The sequence below is a fragment of the Chryseobacterium sp. RU37D genome (assembly GCF_900156075.1).
GTDB lineage: Bacteria > Bacteroidota > Bacteroidia > Flavobacteriales > Weeksellaceae > Chryseobacterium.
Genome location: NZ_FTMM01000014.1, coordinates 68,001 through 80,564 on the forward strand (window position 1 = coordinate 68,001; position 12,564 = coordinate 80,564).

Below are 12,564 nucleotides of genomic sequence, written 5' to 3' on the forward strand. Positions count from 1 at the left end.
TAATATTAAATGACCGCAGAAGATCTACAATCAGGATATATTTTTTTATTAGACAAACCTTTGGATTGGACTTCTTTTCAGGCTGTCAATAAAATGAAATATAAACTCAAAAGAGAGTTTAATCTACCTAAAAAATTTAAAATCGGCCATGCAGGGACTCTTGATCCGAGAGCTACCGGTCTTTTGATTGTATGTTGTGGCAAGTACACAAAGAAGATTCCTGAAATTCAGGATGCTCCGAAAGAATATTGGACGGAAATAAAAATCGGCGTACAGACAGAATCCTACGATACTGAAAAACCAGAGATTCTTAGCCAAGACATTTCTCACATTACCAGAGAACAGGTCAAAAACGCTTTAGAAAAATTTGTTGGTGAGATTGATCAGACTCCGCCTGCTTTTTCAGCAATTAAAATCGAAGGAAAAAGAGCATATGATCTGGCCAGAGCGGGAGAGGAAGTTGAAATGAAATCCAGGAAAACCACCATTTTTTACATCAATGCTATTAGAATTGACCTTCCGTTGGTAAGTTTTACGGTGGGCTGCTCAAAGGGTACTTATATTAGGAGTCTTGCTCATGATATAGGTCAGGAATTGGGTGTTGGAGCCTATCTTACTCAATTAAGAAGAACAAAAATAGGCAATTACAAAATAGAGGGCGCAACTTCTGATTTTTTAGAAAATGATTTTAGATTTGAAACATTAAAACTTAGCGATGCAGGAGAAAACCAGGATCAATAAATATTTATCAGAAATAGGCTACTGTTCCAGAAGAGCTGCAGATAAGCTTTTGGAGGAAGGAAGAATCAGGATCAACGGGCAGATTCCGGTAATGGGAACGAAAGTTTCAGATGAGGATATCATTGAAATTGACGGAAAACCAATCCGCGAACCGCAAGAAAACCATGTCTATCTTGCTTTCAACAAACCAGTGGGAATTGTCTGTACGACAGATACAAAACGTGAAAAAAATAATATTATTGATTATATAAATCATCCAAAAAGAATTTTTCCGATCGGAAGGCTTGATAAACCGAGTGAAGGCTTAATGCTTTTAACCAGTGATGGAGATATCGTGAATAAAATTCTAAGATCGAGAAATAATCACGGGAAAGAGTATATTGTAAGAGTAGACAAGCCAATTACTCCTAAATTTCTGGATAAAATGAGAAACGGTGTCCCAATCTTAGATACCGTCACCAAAAAATGTGAGGTTGAAAAAATCGATGAAATGAATTTCAGAATCGTTCTGACACAGGGATTAAACCGACAAATCCGAAGAATGTGCGAATATTTGGGTTATGAAGTAAAAAAACTGAAACGTATTCGCGTGCTTAACATCAAATTAGATCTTCCAATCGGAAAATGGAGAAATCTGACAGATGAAGAACTTTCAACACTGCTGAAACTTGTAGAAGGCTCTAGCAAGACATTTGATTAATTCTTGTAAAACATAACCTTTAGTTTGTAATATACAGATGCTTCGACCTGTTTTAGCATAATATTTCTAATACTAACAATTTTGACGTTCGCGACGTCATGCTAAGCCTGCCGAAGCATCCCGAATCTCTAAACTTAGTATCCCGAAATCCCATATCACTTAAGGTAAAACTTCATTCTTGCCTCATATTCCGGCTTTACTTTTAGGAGCTTCCAGATTTTTTTTTCATCTTTTTCGCTCAGTCTGTAAAAAATTATTTTATCTGCTGAATATTTGAAATAAGGATGATTTTTCAGCCATTCTTCAGGTGCGTCAACAAGACTATATTTTTGTACGTTAGAGCTATTTAAAAGCGCAATGGAAAGAAGCTTCTGTACAAGCTCTTTATCAATATTATAAGTCGTTAAAATTTGTTCTTTATTGACGAATCCGCCTAATTTTTTTCTGAAACCAATGATCATTCCTGCGCTTTTCTCATCCAGCCCGAATTCCAAAAGCTGCTTGTATGTTATTGCATTCAGGTCTGTTTTGGAAAAATCTGTTTTTTCTTGTTTAATCTCAGCTTTAGAAACTTCATTATCCCTTGCAATAGCAAATGAATTAAATTTAATATAAGGTTTAAGCTCTTCAAATTTCTCAGTGGAAATAACAAAACATTTTTGGATGTCTTCCAGGCTTTTGAAGTTACCATTCAGATTTCTGTCGCGGTAATTGATGATCGTTTGAGCCTGTTTGTCGGAGAAACCTAATGCTTTCCAACCGTCAAAATCTAACATATTTGGATCAAAAGAATGATACTGGATTTTAGTTTTTTCTGTATTGAAATTTTTAGCAAAACTTCTGTAATTATTTGGTGTTTTTTCTGGAAGAACTAAATAAGGTGCCAACTTTTTATAATTTTCTTCATTGATGATAAAACATTCTTTGAATTTTTCCTTGCTTACGAAACTTCCTCCCAGGTAATTCTTATATTTTAAAATCGCTTCGGCCTGTCTTTCACTGAAACCCATTTTTATCCAGTCATTAGCTGAAAACTGGTCAGGATTAAATCTTCCTGGGATTGTGATTGATTTTTTCTCAAAACTTTTAAAGCCATCCGTTTTAGCTTCCTTATTGGTCTCCGGAAGTAAAATGTATGACCCCAGTTCATCGAATTTATCTGCAGAAACTGCAAAACATTTTCTGAACTGTTCTTTAGAAATAAATTTTCCGCCAACGACTTTTTTATAATTAAGAATGGTTGATATTTGTTTCTCCGTGAAACCCAGATTCTGCCATTGGGTTTCATTCAGGTCATTTGGATCAAATTCTGCAAGATGTATTGAAACTGAAGAATTATAGATAAATTTTACATCGGAAAAGTTTTCTTTATCCTTATATGTATAATTTTGGAAAGCAAATAGAATAATCAGCAGCATTCCTATAAATGCTACTTTTTTATAGTATATTTTTTTCATCGCCGCAAACTTAATGATTATTGTAAGTCTTAGCAATAAGCAGGTTGCAATTGGATTATTTTAGAATATAATTTTAGTTTTATCCTTTTAAAAATAAAGCAGAATACAAGAGATTGGTGAAAATTTCAATTATTCACTGTCTTTTTCTACCAAGGACTCTTTTAGTTTTAAAAGCTCTGCTTTTACAAATTCCAGACGGTCAATTAAGGTTATAGTTTCGGAAATTTTACTGTTTGTAGTGAGTGCAACACGTGCTCCGTCAAGGGTATAACCCTTTTCTTTCACGAGATGATAGATCATTTGAAGATTTTTGATGTCTTCTGGGGTGAAATAACGGTTACCTTTTTTATTTTTTTTAGGTTTAATAATAGGGAATTCCTGCTCCCAATAACGTATCAATGAAGTGTTTACATCAAAAGCTTTTGCCACTTCTCCTATGGAATAATACAGTTTATCGGGTAGATTTATCTTCATTTTTCGGATCCTAATTTCCAAAGATAAAAATTTTTTGATTTTCATTGCAAATCAAGGTTGTAAAAGTTGATTTCTTTATATGCGCTTAATCTTAGTATAAATCTCAACCTCAACCTTAATATGCAATTTCCATTTTCACTTTCTTACCTTTTAGTTTTTCATTTGACAGTTTTCTCAAAACGATATTCACTTTATTTCTAGAAACGGCAACATAAGAAGTAGTATCTTTTACTTCGATCAGGCCGACATCTTCTTTTTGAAGTTCACCCTTCTTAAGCAAATATCCAACAATATCCACTTTATTGACCTTATCTTTTTTGCCTACACTTATATAAATTGTCTGAAAGGGCGTTTTCTCAGGAACTTTATTGAATCCGGCAACGTTTTCTTCCGGCGTATTATTTTTTATGAAAGGAAAATTTTCTTCAGCAGTCATAATTAAATAGGCAAAACCTTTAGCATTCATTCTCGCGGTACGACCATTTCTGTGGATGAAAGCATCTTCTTTGTAAGGTAATTGATAGTGTACAATCGACTCAACTTCCGGAACATCAAGACCTCTTGATGCCAAATCTGTGGTGATTAAAATTCTTGCAGAATCATTTCTGAATTTCAATAAGGCACGTTCTCTTTCGTCTTGTTCCATTCCGCCATGAAAGGTTTCTCTGTCGACTCCTTTTTCACGCAATAGCTCGGAAATACGGTCAACCGCTTCCCGGTGATTGCAGAAAATTAAGGTTCTTTTGTTTCCGATTTTACAAATTAAATTAAACAAAGTATCTAGTTTTTCCTCAGAAATCGTCATTACTTTTTTAAACTGAATATCTGGCCTGGCTTCATTTAATTTTAAAAAATTGATTAGTTTTTCATTTTTCAAACCTGTAAAAGCTGGAATTTGATCCATTGCTGTCGCCGAAGTTAAAATTCTTTGAGAGAGACCTTTTAATGAAATGGAAATAAATTCCATATCATCGTAAAAACCGAATTCCAACGCTTTATCAAATTCATCCAAAACCAAAGTCTGAATCGTTTTTGGATCAAAATTATTATTTCTTAAATGATAAGCAACTCTTCCCGGAGTTCCTATCAAAACCGCAGGAGCTTCAATTAAATTATTGACCTCAATTTTTTTATCGTGACCGCCATAGCAAACCGAAACTTTGAAATCTGTTCCCATTGCTTTGAAAACCTGTTCGATCTGCAATGCCAATTCTCTTGCTGGAACCAAAATTAAGGTCTGAATTCCAGAAACATTTTTCTTTAAATTTCGAAGAACCGGAAATAAAAAAGCCAATGTTTTTCCCGAACCGGTAGGAGAGAGCAAAACAACATCCTGATTGTTTTCTGTCGCTTTATATGTAGATTTCTGCATCTGATTCATATCCTGAATCTGCAGTTTTTGATAGATAGAGTCTAATTGCATTTTGCAAAGATAGGTATTTCGCTGTTGGTTGATGGTTGATGGTTGATTGTTCCGGATTTATATTTTTGTTATTTTAAATAAAGTGAAGAGCTCTATACTTAATCATGTAAAACTTTCAGCACCCGGCTTCTATCTTCCTAATTACTGATTTTCATTAAGTTATATAAATTTTTCATGTCATGAGAATAATTGTTTATCTCAAATAAAATTCATATCTTTGCACCCACTTTTGTGACGAAAAGGTTTGATAAGTAAATTACTTATAATTAATTACTTCCGTATTTTTCAATTCACATTTATTCAAACCGTTGAAAGAGAAGGAATACAAATTTTATTAGAAAATGTCAAAAGAGACAAATTCAGCAGAGGTTTTATTAAACCAAAACGTAGCACCAGAACAATTTGATTGGGATTCTTTCGAATCAGGTCTTGATGCAGATGCGAGAAAAGAGAAAAGCGATTTAGAAGAGATCTACAACGGATCTTTAAACAACTTAGACGATAACGACGTTCTAATTGGTAAAGTTGTAAGATTAACTGACAAAGAAGCTATCGTAGACATCAACTTCAAATCTGAAGGTGTAATTTCTCTTAACGAATTCCGTTACAACCAAGGCCTAAGCGTAGGTGACGAGGTTGAAGTAATGGTTGACAGAAGAGAAGACAAAACTGGACAGTTACAATTATCTCACAGAAAAGCTAGAACATTAAAAGCTTGGGATAAAGTAAACGAACTTCACGAAACTGGAGAAATCGTTAACGGTTTTGTTAAATCTAGAACTAAAGGTGGTATGATCGTAGACGTACACGGAATCGAAGCATTCTTACCTGGTTCTCAAATTGACGTTAAGCCAATTAAAGATTACGATCAGTTCGTAGGGAAAACTATGGAGTTCAAAGTTGTGAAAATCAACCCTGAGTTCAAAAACGTAGTTGTATCTCACAAAGCATTGATCGAAGCAGATATCGAAGGTCAGAAAAAAGAAATCATCGCTCAGTTAGAAAAAGGACAAGTTCTTGAAGGTACTGTTAAGAATATCACTTCTTACGGTGTATTCATCGACCTTGGAGGTGTTGATGGATTGATCCACATTACAGACCTTTCTTGGTCTAGAGTGAACCACCCATCTGAAATCCTTGAGGACGGACAAACTGTAAAAGTTGTTATCCTTGACTTTGATGATGAGAAAACAAGAATCCAATTGGGTATGAAGCAATTAGAAGCTCATCCTTGGGATGCTCTTTCTGCTGACTTGAAAGTAGGTGACAAAGTAAAAGGAAAAGTAGTAGTTCTTGCTGACTATGGTGCATTCGTAGAAATCGCTCCAGGTGTAGAAGGACTAATCCACGTTTCTGAAATGTCTTGGTCTACTCACTTAAGATCTGCAGGTGACTTTGTAAAAGTAGGTGATGAAGTTGAAGCTGAAGTACTTACATTAGACAGAGACGAAAGAAAAATTTCTCTTGGTATTAAGCAATTGTCTAAAGATCCATGGGAGAACATCGAAGCTAAGTATCCTGTAGGATCTAAGCATGTAGGAACTGTAAGAAACTTCACAAACTTTGGTGTATTCGTAGAGTTAGAAGAAGGTATCGACGGATTAATCTACATCTCTGATCTTTCTTGGACTAAGAAAATCAAGCACCCATCTGAGTTCTGTGCAGTAGGTGATAAATTAGACGTTGTAGTTCTTGAATTGGATATCCAAGCTAGAAGATTATCTCTAGGTCACAAGCAATTGACTGAAAACCCTTGGGATGCTTTCGAAACTAAATATGCTGAAGGAACTATCCATGCTGGTAAAGCAGTAGAGGTTCACGATAAAGGTGCTTCTGTACAGTTCGAAGATGCTGAAGTTGAGGCATTCTGCCCATCAAGATTATTAGAGAAGGAAGACGGATCTAAAATCAAGAAAGGTGAAGAGGCTGATTTCAAAGTAATTGAATTCAATAAAGAATTTAAGAGAGTGGTAGTTTCTCACACAGGTATCTTCAGAGATGAGGAGAAGAAAAATGCAAGAGAAGCTTCTAACAACAGATCTAACAATGTATCATCTTCTTCAAACAACGAAGAAAGATCAACTTTAGGTGATATTGATGCATTAGCAGAATTAAAAAGAAAAATGGAAGAAGGTAAATAATCTTTAAACCATTTTAAAATATGAGCCACTCGTTTGAGTGGCTTTTTTATTTAAAAAAGAACAAAATTATATTCAAAATCTAATGATGTCAGATGCAATTGATTCCCAAGAAATGTAAAAGTATAGCGAAAAAATTATTAAGAAATAATTCAATTACTGTAGAATAATTTAATTAAAGAATTTTGAAAGTTGGTTTTTTTTTATTTTAAATGGGGAATTAATTAAAATTAACTATTGATAATAAAAATAATTTAATGTTATGTTATTTTTGTTATTGATAATTTATAAATTAGCGGCATTAATTAATTTTGTATGAAAAAAATATTTCTCCCCCTTTTATTTGTGACTTCAGCATTCTTTACGTCTGATTTGTTAGCCCAAAACAATGAAAACTTAATTAAAGATTATATTTCTCAAAATAAAATCAGGGAATATAAAAAGTCTGATCTTACAAATTTTATCATTGATAATGTCGAAGCTTCAAAATCACTGAATGGTAATGTTGTGAAATTTCAACAGACTTATAATGGGCTTCCTGTTTACAATGCTATAGGAACAGTGCTTATAAGAGATAACAAGATTATGTATTTTTATGATAGTTTTTTGAAAGATTATCATTCGGCAGTCTCAAATAATGCTTCCATTGGTAAATTTGCAGCGCTTCAAAAAATCTCGCAAAATCTGCAAAAAGAAGAAGTTGGAAATTACCAGATACATGATTTTAAGGATGCAGAACCTCAAAATCAACAGTCGGCTAAACAACGTTTGATCTATGTTGAAGATGAAGGAGTTTTGAAGCTTGCTTATGAATTTACTCTTTCGGAGCCACATTCTTCCAATATGTGGAATATTCTGATAAATGCAAATACAGGGGATATTATTAAGAAAAACAATCTTACACTTTCATGTAATTTTAATCATGGAGCATATTCTCACGATCATTCACAATCAGTTTTTCCTCAAAATAAGAAGTTTTATGAAGAAAAGGGCGGCTATAGTTTTTTAGCTCCGGACAATGCTTCCTATAATGTTTTCCAGCTGCCGATTGAAGCGCCTACTTTCGGATCAAGAAGTATAGCAGCTAATCCTTGGATTCTGAGCTCATCACCGGAAGGATGGCATTCTGATGGAACGACTCACTATACAATAACTAGAGGAAACAATGTTTATGCTTATGAAGATACTGCAAACACAAATGTAGCAGGGTATTCACCGGACGGGGGTATGTCAAGAAATTTTAATTTTCCATATAGTGATAACGGAACTCCCTCAGCCAACCAAAATACATCAATTACGAATCTGTTTTATATAAATAATAAAATACATGATATCTTTTATAAATTTGGCTTTACAGAGGCAGCAAGGAATTTCCAGCAAAATAATTTTGGAAACGGAGGATTAGGTAATGATTATGTACGTGCAGAAGCACAAGATGGTGGAAGTATGAATAATGCAAATTTTGCAACTCCTCAGGATGGTGCCAGACCAAGAATGCAAATGTACCTTTGGAATTCTTTAAATCAAAAGTTCTTCTATAATGCTCCTGTTGAGGCTGTTTCAAGAACTCCTGCAATAGCCACATCCTCAACTTTTGGTCCTGCCTTAAATGCTACAGGAGTTACAGGAAATGTACAGTTGTCACCTGTTTTAGACGGATGTACAGCATTACCAGCAGCATCACTTTCAGGTAAGATTGGCTTAGTTGAAAGAGGAACATGTGCTTATACAATTAAAACAAAAAATTTACAGGATGCAGGAGCAATAGCTGCAATTATTTATAATAATGCTGCAAATGGCGAAACAATAAATGGCATGTCGGGAACAGATGCTACTATTACTATTCCGGCAGTGTTAATTAAAAAATCTGAAGGAGATTATATTAATAGTCTTCTTTCATCAAATACTACAGTTAATGTTACTCTTAAAAATGATCCCGCGACAGCAGTAACTCCTGATGGAAGTTTTGATAATGGAATTGTGATCCATGAATATGGGCATGGCATATCAAACAGATTGACAGGTGATGGATATACATGCTTAAGCTCATCTGTAGATAAAGAACAAATGGGAGAAGGATGGTCCGATTTCTTCGCTATAATGCTGACAAATAAAGCTGGAGATAATGCATCCGTTCCGAGAGGGATGGGAACTTATGCGATTGGAGAAGCAACAACAGGAATGGGCATCAGGCCTGCAAAATATTCACCGGATTTTACCATAAATAATTATACATACGGAAATACAAATGGAATGGAATATACAGATCCAAATGGACAGCTGGTTCCAGATGTACATTCTATCGGTTTTGTATGGGCAACCATGCTATGGGATCTTCATTGGCAGTATGTTGCTAAATACGGATATTCTTCTGATGTAACAGCAAATACAACCAATGGTAGTTCAAGAGTCTTACAATTGATTGTAGATGGTCTTAAGCTTCAGGTTTGTAATCCTACTTTCATAGATGGAAGAAATGCAATATTGCAGGCAGAATTAGCAACAACGGGAGGTGTTGATAAATGTATGATCTGGAGAACCTTTGCTAAAAGAGGACTTGGCGTAAATGCATCTACAGGATCAAAAACCAATATTAATGACCAAGTACAAGATTTCACAGTTCCGGCAGAATGTGTATTGGCTACGGATGAGGTGAAAACGGTTAAAAATAATATTTCAATCTATCCAAACCCGGCTAAAAACGAATTTTTTATTAATTTCCCAAACAATACTATAGGAAAAGTAAGTGTTGAAATTTATGATATGTCAGGAAAATTGGTTTCATCTGAAGACAAAATTTCTCCGGATGTCAAGAAGGCAATTTCTACAGACAGATTAATAAACGGAACTTATATGGTTAAAGTAAAAGGGTTGGGTATTGATGCTGCTTCTAAAGTTATCATTAAAAAATAATATATAATTACTTATAATCTAGCCCCGGCGCAAACGAAGCTTGCGCCGGGGCTTTTTCGTGACTCCAGCTTTAAATATTTCAATTTATAATTGTAACTTTGCAGCCTATTCAGAAAATGAATTATGGAGAAGAAAAATATACTAAAAGGAGTTTTATTTATAGGAATTGGTGCAAGTATATATGGGATGTTGGCGACTTTTGTGAAGCTAGCTTACCAGGAAGGTTATACAACTTCAGAAGTTACAACTTCACAGTTTTTACTTGGGTTAATCGGTCTTTTGGTGTTAAATTTTATTCAGACAGTAACATCAAAAAAAGTATTACCATCACCAAGTGCAAAAGAAATCAGAAACCTAATGCTGGCCGGAACCTCTTTAGGATGCACAAGCTTATTCTATTATATTTCAGTTCAATATATTAACGTTTCTATCGCAATAGTTTTATTGATGCAGTCGGTTTGGTTTAGTGTGGTTATAGAAAGTTTTTTGACAAAAAAGTTACCGAATACAAGAAAAATAGTTTCAGTAATAATAGTTTTAATAGGGACAGTTTTAGCCACAAACCTAATCAATACAAAAATTGAGCTTGATTTTAAAGGAATTTTCTGGGGATTACTGGCGGCGGCTTCCTATACTCTGACCATGTTTACCTCAAATACTTTGGCAACCAACCTCCCAGTTTTCAGAAAGAGCATCATCATGCTTTTGGGAGGCGCGATTATAATTTTTATATTCTTATTCTTAACGCAGATCGGACCGCTGCATTTTCAAATGTTAAAGACAATGTATTTACATTTTACGGAAAATAAAGAATATATACACTCTTTTCGATATTCTATATTATGGAAATACGGATTTGTTTTAGCTTTATTCGGAACAATCATACCTCCAATTTTATTCAATATAGGTTTTCCAAATGCAGGATTGGGATTGGGGAGTATTGTTTCGTCTCTGGAACTTCCGGTTTCTGTAGCAATGGCTTTCATTTTATTGGGAGAAAAAGTAGCAGCTGTTCAGTGGATAGGAATTGGGCTGATTCTTTTTGCTATTGTTTTAATGAATTTACCTTCGCAAAAAGAATACAAAATAGTACAAGCTCATTAAAAATATTAAATAAATTACTTTTACATTTTTTGAACGTTTTTTAATACTAAAATTGATGAAAATCTTAAGATTTTTGCCGTACTTTTAAGTTATCGGTCTCGAAGATTATAAAACTTTTGTGGTATATCAAACTATTGACCAGACATATCAATCGAAATTAAAAAATACTGCAGACCCCATAGAAATTATCAGTTAAAATCTTATTACGATCACAAATGGAAAGCTGAATATCAACCTTGGCTGGATATAATTAGCGGTTGGATCTTACACTCGGATTATCTATACAAAAGTAGCATGTGGGTTACTGCTTTGATATTAGATACAGCGTCCCGAAAGAATTGCCATCTAAATGGAGGCAATATCAAGGGTTATGAAAAAGTACAGCAACAGATTGGCGGATCTAAGCTTGTTGAGATTGGAAATCTAGGAGACCCCCCTTCCGTACATCAAAGTTTATGATAAATTTTGGAATGCGTTGTAGGTTTATTAAGTAAGAAAATTGAAAGCTGGAAGTTTAAATGATTGTGTATAGTTTATTTTTATAGTTTATAATGCTGAAAGTATCCAGATATAGTATTAAAATATAGTATGAAAAATTGGGTTTCGATTCCTACGGAATGACAAACATATCGTAAATTCTAAGTATTGATAAGAATAAGCTTTGATCCGTGACTGAGGTTCTCGAAGCAAGCCATCAAACCCTAAATAAAAGAGACCACTAAAAATAGCAGTCTCTTTTGTATTTATTGTTGTCTGAATTATTTCTTTTTGTAAGCAGCGTCTTTAATTCTCGCTTTTTTACCTCTAAGATCTCTGAAGTAGTAAATTCTTGATCTTCTAACTTTACCTCTTCTATCGACTTCAATCTTTTGTAAAGCAGGCATGTTGATTGGGAATACTCTTTCAACACCTACATCACCAGACATTTTTCTGATAGTAAAAGTTTTTGTAGAACCAGTACCCCTTAATTGGATTACTGTTCCTTTGAAGAACTGAGTTCTTGTTTTTTGTCCTTCTTTAATTTCGTAATACACAGTAATTGTATCACCTGCTTTGAATTCAGGGAATTCCTTTTTCGCAATGTACTTATCTTGTACGTACTTTAATAAATCCATTATTAATAAAATAAAATGTTAATGCTAAGCAACTTACACGGTCTTCGTCAGAGGTTGAATAACAGGTTGCAAATGTACAAAATATTTTTTAAATATTCAAAACAAACTGTATGTAAAATAAGATAATTTTTGATCAGAAGCTTGACTCAAACTAATATCCAATCAGATATAGTTTATATGCAAATTCTACTTTTGTACAATTATAAAGCAGTGCTAAGGCAGTCTTTATATTATTTATTTGTAATTTAAACCCAATACATATTAAACTTGTTAGGAGCAATTTCCCTCTTTTCACTATATCTTTTTTTCGTTTCACTACACAAAAGGAAGCCGTTACATCGGTGGTTATTTAAGCAAGAAGAAAGATCTACAAAGTTTGAACAGATTTAAACATATTTAATATGAAAAGACCGCATAACGCGGTCTAAAAAAAAATTATATGAAAAATTCTACTCATATAAATATACTAATATTTCACTATCCTAAACAAATTTTATTT

At 33.9% G+C, this 12,564-nt stretch carries 9 protein-coding genes; 5 read left to right on the forward strand and 4 right to left on the reverse strand.

Going from position 1 to position 12,564, the window contains the following annotated elements; all coding sequences use genetic code 11:
• Positions 1–9: 9 nt before the first annotated feature.
• The gene (gene truB, locus BW926_RS08675) at positions 10–741 is read left to right on the forward strand and encodes a tRNA pseudouridine(55) synthase TruB (protein WP_076446236.1); all 732 of its coding nucleotides are present in this window, start codon (positions 10–12) and stop codon (positions 739–741) included.
• The gene (rluF, locus tag BW926_RS08680) at positions 716–1,441 is read left to right on the forward strand and encodes a 23S rRNA pseudouridine(2604) synthase RluF (protein WP_076446239.1); all 726 of its coding nucleotides are present in this window, start codon (positions 716–718) and stop codon (positions 1,439–1,441) included. Before truB ends, rluF begins: the two co-directional genes overlap by 26 nt.
• Positions 1,442–1,596: 155 nt before the next feature.
• Here the strand turns inward: rluF and BW926_RS08685 are convergent, their stop codons facing one another.
• The 3 genes from BW926_RS08685 to BW926_RS08695 form a co-directional block, all read right to left on the reverse strand.
• Positions 1,597–2,898 (reverse strand): ComEA family DNA-binding protein, encoded by a 1,302-nt coding sequence (locus tag BW926_RS08685; protein WP_076446241.1) that lies wholly within the window; start codon positions 2,896–2,898, stop codon positions 1,597–1,599.
• 129 nt (positions 2,899–3,027) lie between these two features.
• A complete protein-coding gene (locus tag BW926_RS08690; RefSeq protein ID WP_076446257.1) occupies positions 3,028–3,372 on the reverse strand; it encodes a MerR family transcriptional regulator in 345 nt (114 codons plus the stop codon).
• A 115-nt stretch (positions 3,373–3,487) separates the two neighbouring features.
• Positions 3,488–4,795 (reverse strand): DEAD/DEAH box helicase, encoded by a 1,308-nt coding sequence (locus tag BW926_RS08695; protein WP_076446243.1) that lies wholly within the window; start codon positions 4,793–4,795, stop codon positions 3,488–3,490.
• 341 nt (positions 4,796–5,136) lie between these two features.
• Here BW926_RS08695 and rpsA point away from each other — a divergent pair, with 341 nt between their 5' ends.
• The 3 genes from rpsA (at position 5,137) to BW926_RS08710 (ending at position 10,950) form a co-directional block, all read left to right on the forward strand.
• Positions 5,137–6,936 (forward strand): 30S ribosomal protein S1, encoded by a 1,800-nt coding sequence (gene rpsA / locus BW926_RS08700; RefSeq protein ID WP_076446246.1) that lies wholly within the window; start codon positions 5,137–5,139, stop codon positions 6,934–6,936.
• 312 nt (positions 6,937–7,248) lie between these two features.
• Entirely contained in the window at positions 7,249–9,846 is a 2,598-nt protein-coding gene (locus BW926_RS08705) for a T9SS-dependent M36 family metallopeptidase (protein ID WP_076446249.1), read from the forward strand.
• Positions 9,847–9,969: 123 nt separating this feature from the next.
• Entirely contained in the window at positions 9,970–10,950 is a 981-nt protein-coding gene (locus BW926_RS08710; RefSeq protein WP_076446251.1) for an EamA family transporter, read from the forward strand.
• A gap of 758 nt (positions 10,951–11,708) precedes the next feature.
• Here the strand turns inward: BW926_RS08710 and rplS are convergent.
• Positions 11,709–12,065 (reverse strand): 50S ribosomal protein L19, encoded by a 357-nt coding sequence (gene rplS / locus BW926_RS08715; RefSeq protein WP_027378316.1) that lies wholly within the window; start codon positions 12,063–12,065, stop codon positions 11,709–11,711.
• Positions 12,066–12,564 lie beyond the last annotated feature (499 nt).

Coding starts and splice junctions, on each gene's coding strand:
- BW926_RS08710 (WP_076446251.1), top strand. CDS start 9,970: ATGGAGAAGAAAAATATACTAAAAGGAGTTTTATTTATAGGAATTGGT.
- truB (WP_076446236.1), top strand. CDS start 10: ATGACCGCAGAAGATCTACAATCAGGATATATTTTTTTATTAGACAAA.
- BW926_RS08685 (WP_076446241.1), bottom strand. CDS start 2,898: ATGAAAAAAATATACTATAAAAAAGTAGCATTTATAGGAATGCTGCTG.
- rplS (WP_027378316.1), bottom strand. CDS start 12,065: ATGGATTTATTAAAGTACGTACAAGATAAGTACATTGCGAAAAAGGAA.
- rpsA (WP_076446246.1), top strand. CDS start 5,137: ATGTCAAAAGAGACAAATTCAGCAGAGGTTTTATTAAACCAAAACGTA.
- rluF (WP_076446239.1), top strand. CDS start 716: ATGCAGGAGAAAACCAGGATCAATAAATATTTATCAGAAATAGGCTAC.
- BW926_RS08695 (WP_076446243.1), bottom strand. CDS start 4,795: ATGCAATTAGACTCTATCTATCAAAAACTGCAGATTCAGGATATGAAT.
- BW926_RS08690 (WP_076446257.1), bottom strand. CDS start 3,372: ATGAAGATAAATCTACCCGATAAACTGTATTATTCCATAGGAGAAGTG.
- BW926_RS08705 (WP_076446249.1), top strand. CDS start 7,249: ATGAAAAAAATATTTCTCCCCCTTTTATTTGTGACTTCAGCATTCTTT.